We start from the raw sequence: 21,916 nt of genomic DNA, 5'->3' as shown, positions 1-21,916 counted from the left end.
GCCTGAGCAATACGCAACCGAGGAGGTCCGATCATGACCCGAGCAGTAAATACCGCAGCCATCGTCGGTGCGGGTGCGGCCGGTCTGGCCGCAGCGATCCGACTCGCACGCACAGGCGTGCAGGTCGACCTGTACGAAGACAAGGCGGAACTCGCTGCCGCGGGCTCCGGCATCACCCTGCAGGGCAACGCCCTCCGCGTCTTCGACGATCTGGGAATCTGGGAGAGCATCAGAGCCAAGGGCTTCCCCTTCGACGGACTGACTCTGCGCGCACCCGGCCCAGGAGCACCCGTCATCGCCGAACTGCCGGAGGTCAAGACCGGAGGGCCGCATTACCCCGCAGGGATCGGAATGCACCGACCGGATCTGGCGTCGATCATGGTCGATGCCGCCGTCGAGGCCGGGGCCAGAATCCACTTCGGCAAGACGGTGACAGGACTGACCCAGGACGAGCGCGGCGTCGACCTTGGAACGAACGGTGAGCAGGCAGGCCGCTACGACGTGGTCATCGGTGCCGATGGTCTCAACTCTTCGGTGCGATCGCTGCTGGGAATCGAGACCGCACCGGTACCCAATGGCATGGGGATCTGGCGTGCTTTCGTCCCGCGCCCCACCGAGGTGATGCGCACCGAGCTCTACTACGGCGGGCCCGTGTTCATCGCCGGCTACACCCCGACGAGTCAGGATTCGCTCTACGCCATCCTCGTCGAACGAGCCCAGGACCGCACCGGAGTCACGAGTGAACAGGGGAGGGCCATCATGATCGAAGAGTCCGCCGCCTACCAGGGACCCTGGAATGACATCCGGGAATCCTTGGCTGCGGGGAACGCTCATGTGAACTACACGCAATTCACCTCTCACCTCGTCGAGGGCGCGTGGAACCGCGGTCGCGTGGTCATCATCGGCGATGCGGCCCATTCCTGCCCGCCGACCATCGCGCAGGGCGCAGCACAATCGCTCGAAGACGCATTGGTCCTCACCGAACTGCTCCTCGAACACGACAGCCTCGACTCTTCCCTCTGGGACGAATTCCACGCTCGCCGAGTTCCGCGAGCGTCAGCAGTCGTCGACGCATCACGTCAACTGGCGCAGTGGCAGCTGGACGGGAACCGGGACGCGGACCCTGGAGTACTCATCATGGGAGTGGCACAGACGATGGCAGAACCCGCATGAGCGCCGGCGCCGAGGCGAATGACGCCAGCACAGCCCTCGCCCCCGTCACTGATGTCCATGCGCACGCGATCATCGCCGGGCTCGAGGAGTTCGTGCGACAGCGGGCACCAGAGCAGTTCGCGCTCGCCGCGGAACTGGACCACAGACGCAACGGTGCTGCATCGGCGGCAGTCTCCGGTCCGATGGTCGGTTCTCGGATACCGAAGCTGACCCGCCTCGACACACGCATCGCCGACATGGACGCGCAGGGAGTCGACGTGCAGTGGGTGAGCCCCTCACCCAACCACTACTATCCCTGGGCGGACGAGGACCTGGCGACCTGGATCGCCAGAGAGGCGAATCTGAGGATCTCCGAGATCGTCGCACAGGCACCCGAGCGCCTGCTCGGTCTGGGGCTGGTGCCGATGCAGCACCCGGAGCGCATCGTCGAGTGCGTCGACGACGCGGTGCTGGGACGCGGTCTCATCGGCATCGAGATCCCCTCATTTGCCGGAGAGGTCGAACTCTCCGACGAGAGACTCGAACCGTTCTGGACGAGGATGGAGGAACTGGGCGCCATCGTCTTCCTCCACCCCTTCGGCTGCAGCCTCGACGAACGTCTCGACCGGTTCTACCTCAGCAACACCGTGGGGCAGCCGGTGGAAACCGCCACAGCTCTGTCGCACCTCATCTTCGCCGGCGTCCTCGACAGACACCCGAAGCTGAAAGTCGTCGCCGCCCACGGTGGCGGTTACCTGCCGACGACCATCGGGCGCTCCGACCACTCGTGGAACGTCAGAGAGGATGCGCAGGGCTGTGCCGAAGCGCCCTCGTCCTATCTGCGCAGAATCTGGTACGACACCGTCGTCCACGATGCCAGACAGCTGCGCCATCTCATCGAAGTCGTCGGAGCCGACCGTGTGGTTCTCGGCAGCGACTACCCCTTCGATATGGGTCTGGACGATCCCGCGCGTGAAGTGGAGGGATTGCTGAGCACCGAGGGCTTCGACACCGAGGTCTCAGATGCACTGCTGCGCAGCAACGCCGCAGCGATGATGAGGCCGACAACCGTTTCCGCACAGGAGAGGGCGAGACAATGAGGATTGCACGCTGGGAAACGTCGGTCGGGCAGATCGGCGAAGGCTTCGTCGTCGATGATCGGGTGGTGCCGTTCCCACAGGGAAACACCGTCGCCGAGGTGATGGCCGGCGGGCTCGATTACGCCCGTGGACTGCTGGCCCAGTCGGCAACCTCGGTGGGAGTTCCTCTCGCCGAGGTAGTCCTGCAGGTGCCATTGACACCGGCGAGCATCCGGGATTTCGTCGCCTTCGAAGAGCACGTGGAGGGCATCAGCGGATCAGTCGATGGAAAGAGCGAAGTCGTGCCCGAGTGGTACGAGGCTCCCACCTTCTACTTCACGAATCCGCACACAGTCTCACCCACGGCAGCGACTGTGCCGATTCCCCAGACCCAGGCCATGGACTTCGAGGCCGAACTCGCAGCCATCATCGGGGGAGTGGCAGGGTCCTCGGGAGAGAACCTCACCGTCGGCCAGGCGGGGGCACACATCTTCGGATACACGGTCATGAATGACTGGTCCGCGCGCGACCTGCAGTCACGGGAGATGAAGGTGCGTCTGGGACCCTGCAAGGGCAAAGACTTCGGTATGACGCTGGGCCCATGGATCGTCACTGCCGACGAACTCGAGGAGTTCGCAGACGAGGATGGATTCCTCGAGCTGCGCGGCGAGGTCCACATCAACGGCGAACTCGTCGGTGAAGACCTTGTGTCGAACATGGGATGGCCCTTTGCCGAACTCGTCGCCTATGCCTCCCGGAACTCCCGCGTCGTGCCTGGTGATGTGCTCGGCTCCGGAACGCTCGGCAACGGCGGCTGCTTGGGTGAGCTGTGGGGCATCGGCAGGACCCGGGCCGCATTGGAGCCCGGTGACGTGGTTGTCATCAGCTTCGAAGGAATCGGCGAGATCACCAACACCGTGGGCAAGCGAGTTGCCGCTCCGGAGATCCCTCGGGCGCGCGTGCGTTCACGTGCCCGGCGAAGGAGCAGGTGACCAACCTTCATCGCCGTCACGGCAGAGGGCGTATCTTTCTAGAGCTCCGGGAACCCAACCCCAGTCAGTTCTTCCGACACCGTCCACAGACGTCGGGCAACCTGGGCGTCCTTGGCTGCAGCTGAGCGGCCGACGAGCTTCGGCTGTCCGAAAGTCTCCTTGAAACGGCGTGGGCCGACATAGCTGTTGCCCGGGATATCAGCTGTGGCTGCGCACAGGGTCGGCACGGCGCCCTGATGCTCGTCCTGTGAGATCAGACCGATCGCGGCCTCGGTGACTGACGCGAGCAGTCGGTTCCCTTGCAGTCGGTAGAGGTTCGTTGCCGCCAGACCCGGATGGGCTGCGGTCGCAATGACGCCGGCGTTCACCTCAGTGAGCCGTCGCTGGAGTTCGGAGGTGAAGAGAAGGTTGGCGAGCTTCGACTGCCCGTAGGCCGCCATCGGCTTATACGGTCTGCGTTCCCAATTGAGGTCATCGAAGTTGATGGTCCCCATCCGATGCCCGATCGAAGAGATGGTGACTACCCGATCTCGGATCTGGGGAAGCAGCAGGTTGGTCAGGGCGAAATGGCCGAGGTGGTTCGTGCCGAACTGGGATTCGAACCCGTCGGCGGTGTGACCCAAGGGCGGGGCCATGATCCCCGCATTGTTGATGAGGATGTCTATGGGCTCGGTGAATTCCTCAGCGAAGGCGCGCACCGAGGCGAGATCGGCGAGGTCGAGATGTCGTACGTCGACGGTCCCACGCATCGCGTCAGCTGCGGCTCGTCCCTTGGCCGGATCGCGAACGGCAAGCACCACTTGAGCATCCATGCCCGCAAGCATGGAGGCTGTTGCCCGACCGATTCCGCTGTTGCCACCGGTGACGACGATGGTGCGGTTCGCCGCTGAGGAGATGTTGTCATCGAGCCTATTGCCCATAAGGCCATCGTAAGCCCAAGCAAGCCGTTCATGGCTCCTCGCAAAATGTTAGGGTAGCCTTCGTGCCGAAGACTCCCTCATCAGGTTCGATGCTGCTGCGCAGGGCCGCCCGGCGTCGACTCGCGCTGCTCGTGCCCGGAGCCATCACCCTGTCGTTGTGGCAGGTCTGTGAGGCGCTCGTGCCCGTCGCCATCGGAATCGTCGTCGACCGCGCGATCATTCCGCTGTCCCTGCCGACGCTCGCGGTCTCGATCATCGGCATCGGACTGCTGTTCACGGTGCTCAGCCTCGGGTATCGTTTCGGCTCCCGCTTCTGCAACTCCGCCCGTGAACACGAAGCCCATGCCCTTCGCGTCGAGATCACCCACGCTGCGCTCACCTCGGCGAACCTGCCGCCCGATCGCGCCTCCGGTGAGGTCCTCTCGATCGCTTCGGCAGACGCCGACACCGCAGCGCAGTCGTTCGCCCAGGCCGGGCGCGGCATCGCCTCGGTGCTGGGCATGGTCACCGCCGCCGTCTTCCTCCTCATCGCTGACCCAGTGACCGGGCTCGTCGTCCTCATTGCCGTACCCGTCGGGCTGCTCATCGTCGCCCTTCCCAGCCGCTCCGTGTCCGCGAAGGCCGCAACCCAGCTCGAAGCAGTCGCCGGAGCCGGTCGTTCCGCATCCGACCTCATGCACGGACTGCGCGTGATCAAGGCCATGGGCGGTGAGCCCTGGGCCGTCCGCCGCTACGAGAAGACCTCCGACGAGGCCGCGACAGCCGGCATCGCCACCGGTGAGAGAACAGGCCGACTCGCAGGCCTGGGTGCTCTCGTGATGTCGATGGTGCTCGCGATCGTCCTCGTCGTTGCAAGCCTGCGGCTCGTCGAAGGGCAGATGAGCGTCGGCGCACTCATCGGCATCCTCGGTATGACCGCGTTCCTCACCGAACCGATGCGCGCGCTCGCCGACATCGTCGGCCTCTTCGCCCAATCGCACGGCGCGGCAGGCAGGATCGCCAGGCTCCTGACCGACATCGACTCCGCCGAGACTGTTCCCCCGGCCGCGGCACTCGCATCGACCGACGCAGACACTGAGACAGAATCCGACAACAGCGCCCCTCGCCGAGGCGGGAGGCCGATCAGGATCCACATCGGCGACACCGCGGTCGACGTCCGCGATTGGGCAGTCGGTGAGGACCGCAGCGTCGACTTCACAACCGAGTTCGGCTCACTGACGTGCATCGTCACCGAGAGCGCCGAGCCGACGACGGCACTCCTCGCGGCGTTGGCATCCCATGCCCGCGGAACGAGTCCCGACCAGATGATCGTCTCGCCTCACGCTGTCGACCTCTACGAAGGCACGATCCGCTCCAACATCACCATGGTCGTCGGCACGACCGACCACCCCGTCCCCGCCGAGGTGCTCCTCGCATCGGGGGTCGACGAACTCCTCGGACTCGTCGACGGGGGACTCGAGCACCGAATCCAGGAACTCGGCGGCAACCTCTCGGGCGGCCAACGGCAGCGCGTGGCCCTGGCCCGAGCGCTGAACGCCGATCCGAGCATCCTCGTCCTCCACGAACCCACCACGGCCGTCGATGCCGTCACCGAGGCACGCATCTCGGGCGGAGTCAGCGATCTGCGTCGAGCAAGCCGATCGGCTGCCACCGTCATCGTCACCACCTCTCCGGCATTCCTGGCAGCCGCTGACACGGTTGTCTTCGTCCCTGTGAACGGACAGGTTCTCATCGGCGGCCACACTGAACTCCTCGCCGGGGAGTCCGCGGCCGCAGAATCCTACCGTCAGGCGGTGACCCGATGACCGCATCCTCCGCGCCCGCTACTCTGTCGATCGCCTCGAGGCGACGCTCCTTCTCCCACCTGGCACCGCTGCTGCGGGCGCGAACCGGATGGCTGGTTCTACTCGCCGTCTCGGGGCTGGCCAACGCCGGTGCCGGGCTCGTCGGGCCCTGGGCGATCGGCCGCCTCGTCGACGAACTGCCCACCGGCGCCGGCTCGGACCTCGTATGGACCTGCGCGATCGCTGTTGCGGCCGCCGGCATCGTCATGGCACTAAGCACGTGGGTCAGCGCTTGGTCACTGGCCCATATCGCCATGCCCGTCGTCGCCGAGCTGCGCACTCAGGTCGTCGAGTCCGCACTCAGACTGGATTCCCAGCGCATCGAGAGGACTGGCACGGGCGACCTGGTCTCCCGCGTCGCCGACGACTCCCGCAAGATCAGCGAGGCCGCCGCCCAGGTGCTGCCTCTCGTCGTCGAATCGCTGCTCATCGTCATCGTCTCCGCCGCGGGCCTGGGCGCGATCGACTGGCGACTGGGCCTCGTGGGCCTGGTCGCACTGCCGATGTACTGGCTCACCCTGCGCTGGTATCTGCCCCGCTCTGAACCGATCTACAAGGAGGAGCGGGCGGCGTTCGGCAGGCGCGCAGGTCGGCTGCTGGGCGGGCTCACCGGAGCACAGACCCTCCGTGCCTACCGCGCCGAGGACGGCGAGCTGACCCGCATCGACTTAGCCTCCGGCGAGGCCCGCGATCTGTCGATCAATGTCTTCCGCTTCCTGACCCGCGCCTTCGGACGTAACAACCGTGCCGAGGCCGTTGTGCTCTCCCTGCTCCTCGTCGCGGGATTCGCTCTGGTCTTGACCGGTGAGACCACGGCCGGGGCAGTCACGACCGCTGCCTTGGTCTTCCACCGCTTGTTCAACCCCATCGGGGCGCTGGTCGGGCTCTTCGACCAGATCCAATCCGCCGGAGCTTCGCTCACGCGCATGGTCGGCGTCATCGATGAGGCGGCCGGTTCGCCGAGGCGGACGAGCGACGTCATCATGGATTCTCCGGCGCTCGTGCTCGAGGACCTGTGGTTCACCTACGACGAGGATCCGGAATCGAGCAACCACGTCCTCAAGGGCGTGAATCTGCGACTGGAGCCGGGCGAAGTCGTCGCCGTCGTCGGCACCACCGGGGCCGGGAAGTCCACGCTGGCACGGATCGCGGCCGGACTCTCAGCACCCACGCACGGATCGGCGCGACTCGAATCCGGCACTGTCACCTCGGCGAAAGAGCACACCGAAGATGAACAGTCGGCGGCTTTGACCGCGCTGCCCGAATTCGTGCTGCGCTCTCACATCTCGATGGTCGCCCAGGAGGTCCATACCTTCAACGGCACCCTGCGCGACAACGTCGCCCTGCCCGTCCCTGACGCATCGGACGAACAGGTCGCTGCGGCCTTGGACATGGTGGGAGCCGATTGGGTGAGCGAGCTGGCACACGGTTCCGACACCGAGGTCGGTGACGGCGGAACCCGTCTGAGCGCGGTGCAGGAGCAGACGATCGCCCTCGCACGTCTGGTGCTGGCGAATCCGGACTTCGCGATCCTCGACGAGGCCACCGCCGAGGCGGGATCTGCCGGAGCGCACACTCTCGAGCAATCGGCCAGGGCCGCACTCGCCGGGCGTGGAGCCCTCGTCGTCGCTCACCGCCTCAGCCAGGCCGAGACCGCTGATCGCGTGCTCGTCATGGAGCACGGACGGATCGTCGAAGAGGGCCCACACGAGGAACTCGTCGCCCAGGGCGGTCGCTACGCCCGGCTGTGGGAGGCGTGGTCGGCCTGAGCTCTCGGGCGCCAGCGAGGATTGCGAGTCAGCTCAGACCCAGCACCGCCGTCGCGATCGAGAAGTAGAGGATGAGGCCAGTGGCATCGCAGAACGTGGAGATGAAGGGGTTGGAGAACACCGCAGGGTCCGCGCCCACCTTCTTCGCGATGATCGGCATCAGTCCGCCCACGGTGGCCGCCATGATGCACACGGACAGCAGGGTGAGCCCGATGACCAGGCCGATCGCCCACCCGTAGACGAGGCCGGCGACGAGGAAGCCCAACAGGCCGAGCACGGCTCCCAGCAGTGCACCGACCCGCAGCTCCCTCCAGATGACCCGGCCGAGGTCGCGGACCCTCACCTCGCCGACGGCCAGCGCCCGGGTCACTGTCGTCGCGGCCTGGTTGCCGGTGTTACCGCCCGTGCCGGTCAGCAGGGGGATGAACAGGGCCAGGATGACGACCTGATCGAGCCGGTCCTCATACACTTCGAGGACCTGGACGGTGAGGATCGCGGAGACTGCGAGGACGAGCAGCCAGACGATGCGGCTCCTGACCAGGCGCACGATGGTGCTCGACAGGTAAGAACGGTCGAGGGGTTCGGAACCGCTGGACCGAGCGATGTCCTCCGCGTCCTCCTCGTCGACGATGTCGAGGACATCGTCCATCGTCAAGATGCCCACGAGCCGTTCCTCCTCGTCGACAACCGGCATCGCGATGAGCCGGTGCGAGAGGAACTGGCGGGATGCCTCCTCACGGTCGGTGAGCGCATGGGTGCTGATGGAATCGCGGACGATTTCACCGATGACCGTCGACTCGTCGGCGGCGATGAGATTGCGCAGCGACACGACACCGAGGAGCACACGGCCAGGTCCGACGACCGGCAGCAGGTAGACGGTTTCGGGTCCGTCGATGCGGGAGTGAACGACCTCCATCGCCTCGGCGGCCGTCCAATCCTCGTGGAGGCTGAGCACCTCAGGGGACATGTAGCGGCCGATCGCCGACTTCGGATACCCGAGAACGGCCGTCGTCATCTCCCGTTCCTCGGCGTCGAGTCCGCTCATGAGCCGTCGGGTGACATTGGCCGGAAGCTCACCGAAGAGTTCGGCACGGTCGTCGGGGTCCAGGCCCTCGACGATATCGGCGATCTCGGGTTCGCGGAGGTTCTGGATCAGGTCCGCCTGATAGCTCGGCGTCAGATTCTCGAACACCGCGAGGGCCCCGTCCTTGTCCAGTACTCGGAACAGGACCGCCGACTGCAGCGGGGTCGTCGTGTGGACGAGCCGGGTGAGCTCAGGGAGGGAGACCTGGTGTGCGAGATTTGCGACGGTGTCCATGGCCGACCGGTCGATTCGTCCCGACAGTGCGGATTCCAGGCGGTCTGCCGCCGAGTCGTCCACCGTCATGTCTGTCATGACTGCCCCCTCACATCCGCTGTCTCTGTCGTCGTTGTCCACCATATGCCACAGCGCGAGGTCACTTCGGCACTGCCCGAACCGTTGGAGTCCTAGCATGGAGGCATGAGCAGGGCACACCAGGAAGCGGCGCCGGACATCGCCGCACTCGCATCGGCCATCGCCGAGCCCACACGAGTGATGATCTGCACCTGCGTCCTCGACGGCAGAGCCTGGACGCTGACCGAGTTGTCCCGTGCACTCGGGCTGCCGATGTCGTCGACCTCGGAACATGTCAGCATCCTCATCGACCGCGGAGTCCTGGCGGAGCGCCGTCAGGGTCGGCACCGCTATGTCCAGCTCGCCTCGGCAGATATCGCCGATTGGCTCGAGCACACCGGAGCCCTGGCAGGCCAGCGGGTGGAATCGGCCTCGACTCTGGTTGCGAAGACTCGTGACCGTCACCTCCTCGAGGCGAGGACCTGTTACCGGCACATCGCAGGAAAGCTCGGCGTCCGATTGTTCGCAGCCCTGAGCGCATACGGGTGGATCGACGAAGCGGTGACCGTGACCGATTCCGGTCGGGAGGCAATCGCGGAGGCGTGGGGCATCGACGTGCCGACCACAGCGACATCTGCCCGTCCGGTCACACGCCGCTGCCTCGATTGGACGGAACGGCGGACCCACCTCGGCGGGTGGCTCGGAGACGAACTGTGCCGAGAATTTCTCGACCGCACGTGGATCACGCGCCGACCGAGCAGTCGAGCTCTCAAACTCACACCGGCCGGCCGGGAGAGTCTCGACTGGATCCTGATCGCAGAGGTGACACAGCTATGAGCACAGCGTCCGCACCGATCCCTACCTTCCACCGTCTGCACCGCCCGGGGGAGCCGTTCATTCTGCCCTGCGCTTGGGACGTGGCGAGTGCCCGCTTGTTCGCCGAGGCTGGTCACCCTGCCGTCGGCACGACCAGTCTCGGTGTGGCGGCCGGCATCGGTGCCGCCGATGAGGACCGCGAGACTCTGACTGCGATGGCCGCTCTCATCGCGAACATGCGGCGAGCACTGCCAGAGGGCCTGCTCACCTGCGACTTCGAAGATGGATACAGCGACGATCCGAAGGGCGTCGTCGATATTCTGCGAAGGAGGTTCCCGAGTCTGCCTGCCCCGGCGGTTGCACCGGGTGGACATCGCGCCTCACCTGAGGGTGCCCTCACCGTCGACGGCATCAACATCGAGGATTCCGCTCGGGGTCGACTCCTCCCCGCGATGGCGCTCGCTGGCAAGGTGAACGCGATCAAGGACGAATTTCCGGATCTGTTCGTCAATGCTCGGATCGACACCTATTGGACAGGGCTCGACAACCTCGGCGATACCCTTGAACGGATGCGGCGCTACGTTGATTCCGGAGCCGATGGGATCTTCGTTCCCGGCGATCTCGAACTGAACGTCATCGCCGGCATCGTCGATGCCTGCCCGCTGCCGGTCAACGTCCTCGCCAGTCCTCGCTTCTCACTTGAGCAGTTGGCCGACGTGGGCGTAGCGAGGATCAGCACGGGGTCACTGCTCTATCGCACTGCGGTGTCTATGGCTCTGCAGTCCTTGCAAGGCCTGGCTTCTGGCCGCCCGGCACAGACCGCGAACGTCCTGTCATATTTCGCGGTCTCGGACGTGGACTCATAGACCCCGTTGCTCGATCCCATCGTCGGCGAGTGCGTCGACATCGAGGTCATCACCGGAAAGTTCGGCTACCTCTGCATCGTCGTGGTCCTCGGAGACCATGTGATCGCTGCGCCGGTTCCCCTGTTCGGCCGCAGGTGAGGAATCGGTGGAGAATTCGTCCGGTATGTCGGGCGCTGCATTTCCCGATTCCATGTCTTTGGCATCCAACAGCTCGTTATCGGCGCCTTCGATGCCGGTTCCCTCCGGACCTTCGGCGCCGGGTTCGACAGGGGGAGCGGACGAAGCGTCGAGATCACTGTCGACGTCGAGGGCGTCGGCCTCAGCCGCGTTGAGCTCTGGGTCGTCCAAGTCATCAGCGGTGGGCTCGTCGAGCGTCGGGTCCTCGACCTCCAGCTGGTCCTGCCACTGCGTCGGTTCGTTGGGATTGTCGCTCATGATCTCTCCTTCGCGTGTGGTCGATCGGTATAACTCTCACGGACATTGTTGCACGCGAGCTCGGCCTTGCCGAGAGGGTCCATGGCGATACCTGTGGTGCGGCGGCTCAAAGGCCCCGCCGCTCATCGGCGCCCGTGGTGCTCTTTCCATTCAAGCCAGTCCCAGCGTTTGAGGAATGTTCGAGCCGCGTTCGCCCCCGAGTCGATGAGGTCGAGTTTGTCCCCCCGTGACAGGGCGAAATCGGTGCTGCTGTGGCGGTCGGTGTCGACGAAGATCGTCCGCTCGGTGGTCGAAGGTTCGTCGATGTGGCGTCGGTCGTGGGCATTGATCATGGTCGACAGGAGAGAAACGGCGTATTGGTAGGTGTTCGCATTCGGTCGCCATTGTGCGCCTGCCGTCGTCCTGGCTGACAGCATCACTCCCAGAGTCGGCCAGCGCGCTGGTCGCTGATCCTTTCGGTCGAAGAGGTCGACGGGGAAGTTCGACAGCAGGCCCCCGTCCGAGCCGAGCACCGATGAGCCGCCGGCGATGCGGCGATCGGCCGGCAGTGATCTGGGTCGGAAGTAGAACGGCATCGCCGCTGAGGCGCAGACAGCGTCCGCGACGGACTGCGAGTCCGGGTCGACGCCGAGCGCCGGGCGGTAGTCCCAGGGCAGACGCAGCATTCGACCACGGGAGACATCGGAGACGATGACGACCAGGCGGTACTGCCGTTCGGGAGGCAAGGCACTTTCCGGGTCATGCAGGCGGAGGTCTGCCCATGTGCGGATGCCCTGTGCGGTGAGGATGTCGTCGAGGAAGTCGTGGAGGGCAGTGCCGAGGTGCATTCCCTTGTGGAACAGCAGCCCCTGGACCTTTCCGAGCCATGGTGTGAATCGGAAGGCGGGGCTGAGGTCCTCGAAGTCGGTGAAGTCTTTGCCGAGGATCGTCTCGGTGAGGCGCTCAGGTGGAATGCCCGCGGTGGCCAACGCGCCCACGATCGCGCCGGCTGAGGTTCCCGCGATGCGGTGGATGGAGTAGTCGGCCGAGGTCAGCGCATTGACAGCGCCGACGAGCCCGGGAAGTTTTGCTCCTCCGCCTTCGAGGACCAGATCGGTGAGGGGCATAGCGTCCTCCTTCTCAGCGGCCTCAGTGCGCCTGTGAACTCCGAGTCGATGTTCCTCCTCTCATTGTCACCCAGGCTGGGTGCGGACAAGGAAAGGAGGAGCTCGTGTCCCTCGTCAGCCCCTGGCAGCGGCGGGGTCGGCAGAATTGAGCTCCGCAGCCGGCGAGGCAGTGTTGGGTTCCGCGGCCACGGGACGACGGCCGGTGAAGTGCTCCATGGTCTTGTTGACGCCGAGGAAGTCCAAGGTTCGGTCGAAGGCCCGTGTCGGCAGCAAACGCAGACTTGGCAGCAGACGGACCAGTGCGGGCATAATCAGCTGCTCACGTCCGGCTTCGATGGAGTCGATGACCTTGGTGGCGACGTAGTTCTCCTCGAGGATGGGCAGGAGGCGGGGGAACTTCGTCGTGACACCCTCGAACATGCCTGTGTTGATGTAGAAGGGACACACGACGAGAGTTCCGACGTTGCTGCCGTCGGTGCGCAGTTCGTTGCGCAGGGACTCGGTGAAGCCCAGAGCTGCGAACTTGCTGGCCGAGTAGTCGGTCTGCTTGGCCACACCGGTGAGGCCAGCGGCGCTGGCGATGGTGACCACGCTGCCGCGGTTCCGTTCGATCATTCCAGGCAGGAAGGCACGTGTCGTCCAATACAGGGCGAAGACATTGACGTCGTAGACGCGTCGAACTGCGTCCTCATCGGCTTCCAGCAGCTTCTTGCCGGTGACGATTCCCGCGCAGTTGATGAGGACGTCGATCGGTCCGGTTTCCTCTGCGGCCGCTGTGACCTGGCTGGAGTCGCCCACATTGACTGCAAACGAGCGGGCTTTCGCTCCGGTTGCCACGAGTTCATCGCGAACGGCCTGACCGGTCTCGGCAGAGAGGTCCCAGATGAGAATCTCTGCGGCTCCACGTGCCGCAGCGTCCAGAGCCATCAGGCGTCCGATGCCGCTGCCTGCACCGGTGATCAGTACTCGTGCACCTCTGATTTGGGTACCGCGGGTCATATGTCTGCTCCTTTGCATCGTGAGTCTGAGCGCATGGTTCGATTGGGAACCCAGTTGCAGACATCACATTACATGCCATGGTTACCGATACGTAACCAGTTGGTCGCATCCGTTTTCACTCGCAGGAGTGATGTCGGCCCGGACAGGTACCCTCTACCGTCGTGGATGGCCGAGGCAGACGCTTCCGGTCATCCTGCGAATGGAGTCAGAATCGTGCGTCTCATCAAACAGCTCATCGCCGTCGTGGCAGTCACCGTCCTCGGAAGCGTCGCCACAGATTTCGTCGGAGGGAATGGGGTGCTGGCCCTGGTGGCCGGGCTCATCACTGCGACCCTGACGCTCGTTGTCTATCGCGCAGTCGTTTCGCGCACGGAGAATCGCACTGTCACCGAGGTGTCCCACGCAGGCGCAGCCCGGTCGCTCGGCCTCGGAGCGCTCATCGGCATCGGCCTGTTCTCTCTCGTCATCGTGATCATTGCGCTCCTCGGCGGATACACCGTTGACGGCCTCGGATCCCCGGGGGCACTGCTGGGAATGCTCGGGTTCATGGCAGCAGTCGCGGTCACTGAGGAAGTGATCTTTCGAGGCGTCCTGTTCCGGGTCATCGAAGAGCGGACAGGCTCATGGATCGCCATGGCGGTCACCGGTCTGGTGTTCGGCCTCATGCACCTGCTCAACCCCAACGCCTCCTTCTTCGGTGCGATCGCCATCGCAGTCGAGGCCGGCTTCATGCTCACTGCCGCATACATGGCGACGAGACGACTGTGGGTGCCTATCGGTCTGCATTTCGGGTGGAACATGGCTGCCGGTGGAATCTTCAGCACTGAGGTATCCGGAGCCAACACGCCGCAGGGACTGTTGGATGCAACGATGTCTGGACCGGTGCTGATCACCGGGGGAGACTTCGGTCCCGAAGGCAGCGTGTTCTCCATTGCCCTCTGTACGCTTGCGGGTGCCATCTTCATCGTCACGGCTCATCGTCGCCGCAGAATACTTCCTCCGCGCCATCGGCAGCAGCTGCCCGGGGCCTCCCGGCCGGTGCTCGCAGAAGGCTGAGTCCGGAATAACAGAGAACCCCCGGATTTCTGAGGAAATCCGGGGGTTCTCTTGTGTGGTGGCTCCGACCGGCGTCGATCCGGTGACCTTTCGATTTTCAGTCGAACGCTCTACCAACTGAGCTACAGAGCCAGGCCGCAAACATACCGAAGTATGTTGAGAGAAACAAAGGCCCTTCCGAAGAAGAGCCTTGTGCTCCGCGACCCTGACCGGACTCGAACCGGCGACCTCCGCCGTGACAGGGCGGCGCGCTAACCAACTGCGCTACAGGGCCTTACTATGTTGCATCTGATCCGATGTCGGACTTTACAATCCTACACCGTACCCCCAACGGGATTCGAACCCGTGTCGCCGCCGTGAAAGGGCGGTGTCCTAGGCCTCTAGACGATGGGGGCCCAGGTTGACCTCGGATTCCCCGGGGCAACGACGTTAAGCTTATCCCAACCATTTCGCAGAGTGCAAACCGGCAACCCGTGTCCTCGGTCACACTGCTTCAGGGCTCCGCGAGAGGGCGATCGGCAGGGCGGTCCACAGTCCCTCCGGAGGTCGTCCCGTTAGGCTGGTGGGCATGGAAGACCTCAGTGAAGAAGAGTTCGAATCGATCCTTGGCGAGGCGCTCGACCAGCTTCCCGCTGGCGTGACGGACGAACTCGACAATGTCGCTCTCTTCGTCGAGGACCGGCCTGAGGATGGCAATACGCATCTGCTGGGGCTCTACGACGGAACGCCGGTGGGGGAGCGCGGCATCTCCGGACTCGAACTGCCGGACAATATCTTCCTCTACCGCGACAACCTCATCGCCTTTGCCGAGGACCGAGACCACCTGCGGAGCGAGATCGTCATCACCATCGTCCACGAGATCGCACACTTCTACGGAATAGATGACGATCGGCTCCACGAGATCGGCTGGGGCTGAGCTCTACAACCTCCGCAGTCGACCGCCAACACCGGCGTCACCCCAGGTCGTTGGTGGTATCTGACACTTCATCAACCGTCATTGATTGGCGCTTGAGCCGGGACTTCGCTTATTGTGGGCGGGTACCCATCAGCATTCGATACAACATTCCGTCCGTATCGACGCGGGAACACAGGGGCGAATGCCCTGGGCAGAATTGCTCCGCGTGTCCTCGCAGATTTACGGGCAGGAGGCACGACCCCTTTATGACAGTGGCATCCAAACCGACAAGCGCGGCTACCCCGGCCGTCCGTGTGCTCAACCTGGCAGGCATCGATTACACCCTGCACAGTTTTGATCACGATCCGAGCACACGCCGTTACGGAACCGAAGCAGCCGACAAGCTCGGCGTGGGCTCCGACCAGGTATTCAAGACCCTCATGATCCAGGTCGACGGCGAACCCGTCACCGCCCTGGTTCCCGTCTCCGGGCAGCTCGACCTCAAGGGCCTCGCCTCCGCACGCGGAGCGAAGAAAGCTCAGCTGGCAGGCGTGGCCGAGACTGAACGTCGCACCGGCTACCCGGTCGGCGGGGTCTCCCCGTTCGGGCAGCGCCATGCTGTGCCGGTCGTCATCGACCGCACCGCACTCGAGCACTCCTCGGTCTTCGTCTCCGCAGGTCGTCGCGGTCTCGAGATAGAGATCCGTCCCGAGGACCTCGTCATGCTGACCAATGCACAGGTCGGAAAGATCGCAGCCCTGGACTGATCAGTCCAGCACTGATCAGTCCAGCACTGATCACGCCCATTCGACGTCACCGACGGCGGGCTCTGCCTGCCCTGCGGTGAGGTCTGCGTACATTGCCAGGGCCGCGTCCACCTCGGCGACGGGGACCATCATGTCGATGTCCACGGCGGCACCGTAGCGCGACCGCGTCGCCCATCCTCTGTTCCCGGCCGCCCGATCCAGGGCGTTGGCCTGGGCATAGTCGACCTCGGCGCGCACAGGTACCAGCTCATGCTTCGTCACCACGCGTGCCGTCTCCAATGCCGCCGAGATGGCCTGGCCGTAGGCGCGTACGAGTCCTCCCGCACCCAGCAGAGTTCCCCCGAAGTACCTGGTCACGACCGCAACGACGAACGTCAGCTGGTGACCGGAGACGACATCGAGGATCGGTGCCCCTGCCGTTCCTGCCGGTTCGCCGTCATCGCTGAAGCGCTGCGTGCGCGAATCCGGATCGAGGACGAACGCGGTGCAGTGATGGCGCGCCTTCGGATGGGCGCTGCGGCGCTCGGCGATGACCTCCCTGGCCTCTGCCTCATCGGCGACCGGTGCGAGGAATCCGATGAAGCGTGACTTCTTGATCTCGATCTCGGCTTCGGACACGGCGGCGAGCGTGCGGTAAGGCATGCCGGTCACTCTACCGAAAACCACGGACGCGGACCGTTTCACCGGAATCTGATCTACGATGATCGGACGAACCTGAACAATGGTGAAAGGGTGATGCGTTGTGCAGCAGCTCAGCGAGGCAGACATCTCAGCGATCAAGGACGAATCCGCCAGGGCCTACGAACTCGATCGGGCGCACGTCTTCCACTCCTGGTCGGCGCAGGAGCTGCTTGAGCCGATGACCGTCTCCCGTGCGCAGGGATCGACCATCATCGACGGCCAGGGGCAGTCATTCCTCGACTTCTCCTCTCAGCTTGTCAACACCAACATCGGGCACCAGCATCCGAAGGTCGTCCAGGCCATCAAGGATCAGGCGGACCTGCTGTGCACGATCAGTCCCGCTCACGTCAACGCCGCTCGTTCGGAGGCCGCCCGCCTCATCACCGATCGCACCCCGGCCGGGCTCGACCATGTGTTCTTCACCAACGGCGGAGCCGACGCGAACGAGCACGCGATCCGCATGGCCCGGCTGCACACGGGCAAGCATAAGATCCTCTCCCGCTATCGCTCGTATCACGGCGGCACCGAGACCGCCGTCAACGTCACCGGCGACCCGCGTCGCTGGTCGAACGATCGCGGCGACTCAGGTGTCGTCCACTTCTTCGGGCCTTTCCTCTACCGGTCGGAGTTCTCTGCCGCCACAGAGGCGGAGGAGACCGAGCGGGCCCTGCGGCACCTCGAGCGCACCATCGAACTCGAGGGGCCGTCGACGATCGCCGCAATCATCCTCGAGACCATTCCGGGCACAGCAGGCATCATGCTCCCGGGCAGCGACTACATGCGCGGCGTCCGTGCGCTGTGCGACAAGCACGACATCATCTACATCGCCGACGAGGTGATGGCCGGGTTCGGCCGCACCGGCAGATGGTTCGCCTTCGAGCACTTCGACGTGGTGCCCGACATCATCACCTTCGCCAAGGGCGTGAACTCCGGCTACGTGCCCTTGGGCGGTGTGATCATGGACGATGCGATCTACAGCTCGTTCGCGCGCAGGGCCTACCCCGGCGGGCTCACCTACTCCGGCCACCCTCTGGCCTGCGCAGCAGCGGTGGCCACGATGAAGGCCATGGACGAAGAAGGCATGATGGAACACGCCGCACGCATCGGCGAGGAGATCATCGGGCCACGGCTGCGCCAGATAGCGGAGAACTCGAAGCACGTTGGCGAGGTCCGCGGAGTCGGCGCCTTCTGGGCGATCGAACTGGTCTGGGACAAGGAGTCCCGCGAACCGCTGGCGCCCTACGGTGGAGGCTCGCCCGAAGTCGCCTCGGTGGTTGCTGCACTCAAGGAACACGGCGTCGTCCCCTTCAACAACTACCACCGTCTTCACGTCGTCCCGCCGATCAACATCAGCGAAGAGGACCTCGAGACCGGCCTGGGCGTCTTCGAGAAGGTCCTCACCGACCTCGACTTCTCCCGCTAACCCTCCCCGACGTCACTAAACACCCCCGGCGCCGGGCGCTATTAGTGACGTCGGGGAGGGTTAGCGGGCGTCGTGGGTGAAATCTCCGCCGAGGACGGTGGCGCGGACCGTGATCTGTGAGATCTGCTCGGGTTCGACCTCGGCGGGGTGGGCATCGAGGGCCACGAAGTCCGCGAGCTTCCCGCGTGAGAGGGTTCCCTTGTCTGCCCCATGTCCGGAGGCCTCGGCCGCGACCGAGGTGTAGGCGGCGATCGCCTCATCGGCGCTCAGACATTCCTCGGCCGAGCCCATGATGTCGCCGTCGCGGGTCCTCCTGGTCACAAAGGCTTCGATGCCGCGCAGTGCATTGCCGTCGGCGCAGGGCCGATCCGAGCTGCCGGCCAGGAGCACACCGGCGTTGAGAAAGGACTTCGCGCGGTAGATCAGTGGGCGGCGTGCAGGTCCCAGTGAGGCGTTCATTCCGTCGCCGATCCCTTCGGCGAACGCTGACTGCGGGGTCACGACGATGCCGTTGTCGGCCAAGGTGGACAGGTGCTCATCATGGACGAGGGCAGCGTGCTCGATCCGGTTGGGAACGGCTCGGCGACCATACTCAGCCTGGGCGTCGACGATGTTGGCCACCGCAGCATCCACGGCCTCATCGCCGATCGCATGGACCGCGACGGACCACCCGGAGGCGTAGGTGTCCAGGATCTGCTTGCGCAGCACCTCGGCGTCATCCTGCAGATAGCCGGGATGGTCCTTGCCCTCGTAGTTCTCCCGGAGAGCAGCGGTCTCCCCGCTCAGCGCCCCGTCCATGAAGAACTTGACGGGTCCCAGCGAGACGAGGTCATCGCCGAGACCGGTGCGCACTCCCGCATCGAGTCCGATGCCGAAGCCGTCGGCGGAGTTCGCTGCGATCTCGTGGAGACCATCTGCCTGCGGCAGGAGCTGGGCGCGGGCACGCAGCTTGCCCTCTTCGCGAGCACGCAGGTAGGCGCTGACTTCGATGGGGGAGTGTCCGATCCACCCGTAGGCGACGCCGCAGTCACCGAAGGATGTGATGCCCTCCTTTGCGTAGTAGGCAGTCGCAAGGTCGATGGCCTCGACGATCGTGTCAAGTGAATAGGGGCGGATGAGGTCCTGGACGAGGCCCTGCGCGGTCTCTTCGACCAGACCTGTGGGGTGGCCCGCCGCATCGGTGACGACCTTGCCGCCGACGGGATCGCTGAAGCCGGGGTCGAGGATCCCCGCTCGCTTCATCGCCTCGGTGTTGACGATCGCGGCATGTCCGGAGGTCTGCCGCATGAACAGGGGCCGGTCGCCGGTGATCTCGTCGAGGCGGGAGAGGTCCGGGTACTGTCCGTCGTAGTCGCGGTGGGCGTAGCCGGTGGCGTTGATCCACTCGCCGGCCGGTGTCGTCGCTGCCGCTTTCTCGAGCGCAGCGTAGACATCGGGCAGACCGCCGGGCAGTGCTGTGACGTCGATGGATGCCAGGGTGAGTCCGAACCATGCGGTGTGGCAGTGGACGTCGTTGAAGCCAGGAAGCACGGTGGCCCCGCCCAGCGATTCGACCCGATCTGCGGTGACGCCGTCGAGTTCCTCGTCGAAGCCGATGATGCGGCCAGCGAAGACGCCGATCTTCTTCGCCCGTGGACGTGCCGGGTCGAGTGTGTGGGCATCAAGATCGGTGAAGATCGCGTCGATGTTCATGTCAGTCACCTTTGCAGCGTGAGAATCAGTTGGAGCGTGGGAATCGGCTACAGCGAGAGAGCGTGTGATTTCGCGGAGACCGAGGCCGCCGCGGTGTCGGAGATCTCGGAACGCGGTCCGAGCGCCCAACAGTTGGTCACTTCTGGTCGATCCGAAGCGAATTGTCGACGAGAAGTCACCAACCGTTGGGTCCGTGGCTGTGCAGCCGGCGGGATGGAGCGCATCGGCCCAATCACACCCGTGCACCGCGGATCGCGGGATCCGTGAGACAGCGGACGAGAGCCGGGCCCTCATGAGCCAGGGCCTTCTCGAAGGCGTCCCGGAAGTCCGCGGTGCGTTCGACCGTCAGCCCCATACCGCCGAAGGCGGTGGCTAGGGCCGCGAAGTCGGGACTAGACAGGGCAGTTCCCGTTGCGCGGCCCGGATACTCGCGGTCCTGGTGCCCGCGGATCGTGCCGTAGACCGAGTTGTCGTTGACGACGACGGTGAGGTTCACCCCGTACTGTGCGGCGGTGGCGAGCTCCTGGCCGTTCATGAGGAAGTCCCCGTCTCCGGCGATGCAGAACACGGGCCGCTCGGGATGGACGAGACCGGCGGCAACGGCGGCCGGGAGGCCGAAGCCCATCGAGCCGTTGCGCGGCCCCAGCGCCGAGGGGAACCCATGCGTGGGCAGGAACCTGGTGGCCCAGCCCGAGAAATTCCCGGCCCCGTAGGTGATGATCGCGTTGTCCGGCAGCAGCTCCCTGACATGGACGAATGCCTCATCCATGTCGACGAAGCCGTCACCGGCATCATCAGAGCCAGAACTCGCCGAGGTGGTGACCGGCACCCTCCATTCCTCGAGTTCTGCGCGGGCATCGCGGATCCAGTCCGGCAGCGGCACGGGCTCATCGTTGCCACTCAGGTGCTCATCGCCGACGGCGGGTTCATCGATGGACCCGTCCGAGGAGACCGAATAGGCGCGGGCACCGTCCTCGGTGAACAGGGCCTGGGCGAAGCGATTGACCGAGGTGACGATGTGCTGGTCGAGGCTGCCGAAGTGTCCATGGGCGTCCGGGTCGGGGCCGATGACGACAGTTTTGGCCTCGGTGCCGATCGTGAACGAATCGGTGGCCACATCGGTGCGGACACAGCCGAGGAAGATATGCAGGTCCGCGGAAGCGAAGGTTCTCTTGGCCACCGCGGAAGCGCCGAAGCCGAGCATGCCGAGGAAGTTGGGGCTGTCGTGGTCGATACCGTCATAGGCACGGAAGGTGCCGATCACGCCGAGGCCGCGATCGCGCGACCATTGGGCGATCCTGCGGGAGGTGGCCGGGGACCAGTCCTCGCCGCCGATGATGAGCACAGGAGAATCGGCCTGCAGGATGCGGGCCCGCAGCTCGGTGACATCGCCGGCATACGGTGCGGCGGAACCGTGTGTGCGCGGGGCCAGAACTTGACCGCCGCTGGTCTGGACGAGCACCTCCTCGGGCAGACCGACGACGACGGGACCCGGCCTGCCGGTCACGGCGGTGTGCATGGCATCGGCGACCACCTCGGCGGCCTGATCCGGGTCATCGAGGGTCAGGACCTTCTTGGTCGTCGTCGAGAACCAACCGCCCAGATCGAATTCCTGGAAGGACTCGCGACCTCGCTGGGCGGTGGGGATGAGGCCGACGAACACGACGAGCGGTGTCGCGTCCTGGTAGGCGGTGTGCACGGAGACCATGACGTTCGAGGCACCGGGACCGCGGGTGACCATGGCGATTCCGGGGATGCCGGTCATGCGTCCCTCGGCCACTGCCATGTAGCCGGCCCCGCCCTCTTGGCGGCAGACGATGGGGGCGATGGTCGAGTCGTGGAGGCCGTCGAGCACGTCGAGATAGGACTCGCCGGGGACCAGGTAGGCACGCTGGACGCCGTGGGCTTCGAGCTCCTTGACGAGGAGATGGCCGGCGGAAAGGGGCGCGGAGTTGTCCATGACTTCATGCTTATCATTCTTTTGTCTCATGTGGGTGGGCTGTTGAACATTCGGTCATGCAACGCCGTATGATCTTGGCACAACGGATT

19 protein-coding genes and 3 tRNA genes are annotated in these 21,916 nt (G+C 64.9%); 11 read left to right on the top strand and 11 right to left on the bottom strand.

Annotated features, from left to right (window positions below; all coding sequences use genetic code 11):
• Positions 1-33 precede the first annotated feature (33 nt).
• From JTF07_RS15235 to JTF07_RS15225, 3 genes are read left to right on the top strand one after another with little or no spacing between them, the layout of a single operon-like run.
• Positions 34-1,173, top strand: coding sequence for an FAD-dependent monooxygenase (locus JTF07_RS15235; protein ID WP_204235048.1), 1,140 nt, complete (start codon positions 34-36; stop codon positions 1,171-1,173).
• Positions 1,170-2,252 carry an amidohydrolase family protein gene (locus JTF07_RS15230; RefSeq protein ID WP_204235047.1) on the top strand — a complete coding sequence of 361 codons (1,083 nt, stop codon included), beginning with the start codon at positions 1,170-1,172 and terminating at the stop codon, positions 2,250-2,252. Before JTF07_RS15235 ends, JTF07_RS15230 begins: the two co-directional genes overlap by 4 nt.
• A complete protein-coding gene (locus JTF07_RS15225) occupies positions 2,249-3,223 on the top strand; it encodes a fumarylacetoacetate hydrolase family protein (protein ID WP_204235046.1) in 975 nt (324 codons plus the stop codon). The genes JTF07_RS15230 and JTF07_RS15225 overlap by 4 nt, the downstream gene beginning before the upstream one ends.
• Positions 3,224-3,261: 38 nt before the next feature.
• On the opposite strand, the gene JTF07_RS15220 is transcribed toward JTF07_RS15225, so the two are convergent.
• Entirely contained in the window at positions 3,262-4,143 is an 882-nt protein-coding gene (locus JTF07_RS15220) for an oxidoreductase (RefSeq protein ID WP_204235045.1), read from the bottom strand.
• A 62-nt stretch (positions 4,144-4,205) separates the two neighbouring features.
• Between JTF07_RS15220 and JTF07_RS15215 the strand changes: the two genes are divergently transcribed.
• Together JTF07_RS15215 and JTF07_RS15210 are read left to right on the top strand one after the other, a co-directional pair.
• On the top strand, positions 4,206-5,948 hold the full coding sequence (locus tag JTF07_RS15215; protein ID WP_353843985.1) for an ABC transporter transmembrane domain-containing protein: 1,743 nt from the start codon (positions 4,206-4,208) through the stop codon (positions 5,946-5,948).
• Positions 5,945-7,756 (top strand): ABC transporter ATP-binding protein, encoded by a 1,812-nt coding sequence (locus JTF07_RS15210; protein ID WP_204235044.1) that lies wholly within the window; start codon positions 5,945-5,947, stop codon positions 7,754-7,756. Before JTF07_RS15215 ends, JTF07_RS15210 begins: the two co-directional genes overlap by 4 nt.
• Before the next feature lie 28 nt (positions 7,757-7,784).
• Here the strand turns inward: JTF07_RS15210 and mgtE are convergent, their stop codons facing one another.
• Entirely contained in the window at positions 7,785-9,152 is a 1,368-nt protein-coding gene (gene mgtE, locus JTF07_RS15205; protein WP_204235043.1) for a magnesium transporter, read from the bottom strand.
• A gap of 105 nt (positions 9,153-9,257) precedes the next feature.
• On the opposite strand from mgtE, the gene JTF07_RS15200 reads away from it, so the two are divergent.
• Both JTF07_RS15200 and JTF07_RS15195 read left to right on the top strand, forming a co-directional pair.
• Positions 9,258-9,968 carry an ArsR/SmtB family transcription factor gene (locus JTF07_RS15200; RefSeq protein ID WP_204235042.1) on the top strand — a complete coding sequence of 237 codons (711 nt, stop codon included), beginning with the start codon at positions 9,258-9,260 and terminating at the stop codon, positions 9,966-9,968.
• Complete coding sequence (locus JTF07_RS15195) at positions 9,965-10,813, top strand: isocitrate lyase/PEP mutase family protein (protein ID WP_204235041.1); 849 nt, start codon at positions 9,965-9,967, stop codon at positions 10,811-10,813. The genes JTF07_RS15200 and JTF07_RS15195 overlap by 4 nt, the downstream gene beginning before the upstream one ends.
• Here the strand turns inward: JTF07_RS15195 and JTF07_RS15190 are convergent.
• The 3 genes from JTF07_RS15190 to JTF07_RS15180 all read right to left on the bottom strand — a co-directional run bounded on the left by JTF07_RS15190 (position 10,808) and on the right by JTF07_RS15180 (position 13,353).
• Positions 10,808-11,248: a hypothetical protein gene (locus JTF07_RS15190; RefSeq protein ID WP_204235040.1), complete on the bottom strand. Its 441-nt coding sequence runs from the start codon at positions 11,246-11,248 to the stop codon at positions 10,808-10,810. The two genes, JTF07_RS15195 and JTF07_RS15190, sit on opposite strands and share 6 nt — an antisense overlap.
• A gap of 122 nt (positions 11,249-11,370) precedes the next feature.
• Positions 11,371-12,354 (bottom strand): patatin-like phospholipase family protein, encoded by a 984-nt coding sequence (locus tag JTF07_RS15185; RefSeq protein ID WP_204235039.1) that lies wholly within the window; start codon positions 12,352-12,354, stop codon positions 11,371-11,373.
• A 114-nt stretch (positions 12,355-12,468) separates the two neighbouring features.
• Positions 12,469-13,353, bottom strand: a complete 885-nt coding sequence (locus JTF07_RS15180) for an SDR family oxidoreductase (RefSeq protein WP_204235038.1) — start codon at positions 13,351-13,353, stop codon at positions 12,469-12,471.
• Between the two features lie 213 nt (positions 13,354-13,566).
• Here JTF07_RS15180 and JTF07_RS20935 point away from each other — a divergent pair, with 213 nt between their 5' ends.
• Positions 13,567-14,409 (top strand): CPBP family intramembrane glutamic endopeptidase, encoded by an 843-nt coding sequence (locus JTF07_RS20935; RefSeq protein ID WP_204235037.1) that lies wholly within the window; start codon positions 13,567-13,569, stop codon positions 14,407-14,409.
• Between the two features lie 56 nt (positions 14,410-14,465).
• Here JTF07_RS20935 and JTF07_RS15170 read toward each other — a convergent pair.
• The 3 genes from JTF07_RS15170 to JTF07_RS15160 form a co-directional block, all read right to left on the bottom strand.
• A tRNA-Phe gene (locus JTF07_RS15170) sits at positions 14,466-14,541 on the bottom strand.
• Positions 14,542-14,609: 68 nt separating this feature from the next.
• A tRNA-Asp gene (locus JTF07_RS15165) sits at positions 14,610-14,683 on the bottom strand.
• A 48-nt stretch (positions 14,684-14,731) separates the two neighbouring features.
• Positions 14,732-14,804 (bottom strand) — tRNA-Glu (locus JTF07_RS15160).
• A gap of 173 nt (positions 14,805-14,977) precedes the next feature.
• Here JTF07_RS15160 and JTF07_RS15155 point away from each other — a divergent pair.
• Positions 14,978-15,325 (top strand): metallopeptidase family protein, encoded by a 348-nt coding sequence (locus JTF07_RS15155; protein WP_204235036.1) that lies wholly within the window; start codon positions 14,978-14,980, stop codon positions 15,323-15,325.
• Between the two features lie 245 nt (positions 15,326-15,570).
• On the top strand, positions 15,571-16,071 hold the full coding sequence (gene ybaK, locus JTF07_RS15150; RefSeq protein WP_204235035.1) for a Cys-tRNA(Pro) deacylase: 501 nt from the start codon (positions 15,571-15,573) through the stop codon (positions 16,069-16,071).
• Between the two features lie 30 nt (positions 16,072-16,101).
• Here ybaK and JTF07_RS15145 read toward each other — a convergent pair whose 3' ends face one another.
• The gene (locus JTF07_RS15145) at positions 16,102-16,713 is read right to left on the bottom strand and encodes a YigZ family protein (protein ID WP_204235034.1); all 612 of its coding nucleotides are present in this window, start codon (positions 16,711-16,713) and stop codon (positions 16,102-16,104) included.
• 100 nt (positions 16,714-16,813) lie between these two features.
• On the opposite strand from JTF07_RS15145, the gene JTF07_RS15140 reads away from it, so the two are divergent.
• Positions 16,814-18,175 (top strand): aspartate aminotransferase family protein, encoded by a 1,362-nt coding sequence (locus JTF07_RS15140; RefSeq protein WP_204235033.1) that lies wholly within the window; start codon positions 16,814-16,816, stop codon positions 18,173-18,175.
• A gap of 60 nt (positions 18,176-18,235) precedes the next feature.
• Here JTF07_RS15140 and JTF07_RS15135 read toward each other — a convergent pair whose 3' ends face one another.
• The gene (locus JTF07_RS15135; RefSeq protein WP_204235032.1) at positions 18,236-19,867 is read right to left on the bottom strand and encodes an amidohydrolase; all 1,632 of its coding nucleotides are present in this window, start codon (positions 19,865-19,867) and stop codon (positions 18,236-18,238) included.
• Between the two features lie 232 nt (positions 19,868-20,099).
• Positions 20,100-21,827 (bottom strand): thiamine pyrophosphate-dependent enzyme, encoded by a 1,728-nt coding sequence (locus tag JTF07_RS15130; RefSeq protein WP_204235031.1) that lies wholly within the window; start codon positions 21,825-21,827, stop codon positions 20,100-20,102.
• Positions 21,828-21,916: the final 89 nt, after the last annotated feature.

The sequence above is a fragment of the Brevibacterium sp. RIT 803 genome (assembly GCF_016892625.1).
In the GTDB taxonomy this organism is placed as follows: domain Bacteria; phylum Actinomycetota; class Actinomycetes; order Actinomycetales; family Brevibacteriaceae; genus Brevibacterium.
Note: the sequence above shows the minus strand (reverse complement) of the source record. Positions and strands in the feature narration are given on the sequence as shown.

What these genes read in the sequence shown, in the direction of transcription:
- JTF07_RS15145 (WP_204235034.1), bottom strand. Translation starts at nt 16,713, where the DNA reads ATGCCTTACCGCACGCTCGCCGCCGTGTCCGAAGCCGAGATCGAGATC.
- JTF07_RS15220 (WP_204235045.1), bottom strand. Translation starts at nt 4,143, where the DNA reads ATGGGCAATAGGCTCGATGACAACATCTCCTCAGCGGCGAACCGCACC.
- JTF07_RS15185 (WP_204235039.1), bottom strand. Translation starts at nt 12,354, where the DNA reads ATGCCCCTCACCGATCTGGTCCTCGAAGGCGGAGGAGCAAAACTTCCC.
- JTF07_RS15225 (WP_204235046.1), top strand. Translation starts at nt 2,249, where the DNA reads ATGAGGATTGCACGCTGGGAAACGTCGGTCGGGCAGATCGGCGAAGGC.
- ybaK (WP_204235035.1), top strand. Translation starts at nt 15,571, where the DNA reads ATGACAGTGGCATCCAAACCGACAAGCGCGGCTACCCCGGCCGTCCGT.
- JTF07_RS15235 (WP_204235048.1), top strand. Translation starts at nt 34, where the DNA reads ATGACCCGAGCAGTAAATACCGCAGCCATCGTCGGTGCGGGTGCGGCC.
- JTF07_RS15200 (WP_204235042.1), top strand. Translation starts at nt 9,258, where the DNA reads ATGAGCAGGGCACACCAGGAAGCGGCGCCGGACATCGCCGCACTCGCA.
- JTF07_RS15190 (WP_204235040.1), bottom strand. Translation starts at nt 11,248, where the DNA reads ATGAGCGACAATCCCAACGAACCGACGCAGTGGCAGGACCAGCTGGAG.
- JTF07_RS15180 (WP_204235038.1), bottom strand. Translation starts at nt 13,353, where the DNA reads ATGACCCGCGGTACCCAAATCAGAGGTGCACGAGTACTGATCACCGGT.
- JTF07_RS15195 (WP_204235041.1), top strand. Translation starts at nt 9,965, where the DNA reads ATGAGCACAGCGTCCGCACCGATCCCTACCTTCCACCGTCTGCACCGC.
- JTF07_RS15135 (WP_204235032.1), bottom strand. Translation starts at nt 19,867, where the DNA reads ATGAACATCGACGCGATCTTCACCGATCTTGATGCCCACACACTCGAC.
- JTF07_RS15155 (WP_204235036.1), top strand. Translation starts at nt 14,978, where the DNA reads ATGGAAGACCTCAGTGAAGAAGAGTTCGAATCGATCCTTGGCGAGGCG.
- mgtE (WP_204235043.1), bottom strand. Translation starts at nt 9,152, where the DNA reads ATGACAGACATGACGGTGGACGACTCGGCGGCAGACCGCCTGGAATCC.
- JTF07_RS15230 (WP_204235047.1), top strand. Translation starts at nt 1,170, where the DNA reads ATGAGCGCCGGCGCCGAGGCGAATGACGCCAGCACAGCCCTCGCCCCC.
- JTF07_RS15130 (WP_204235031.1), bottom strand. Translation starts at nt 21,827, where the DNA reads ATGGACAACTCCGCGCCCCTTTCCGCCGGCCATCTCCTCGTCAAGGAG.
- JTF07_RS15210 (WP_204235044.1), top strand. Translation starts at nt 5,945, where the DNA reads ATGACCGCATCCTCCGCGCCCGCTACTCTGTCGATCGCCTCGAGGCGA.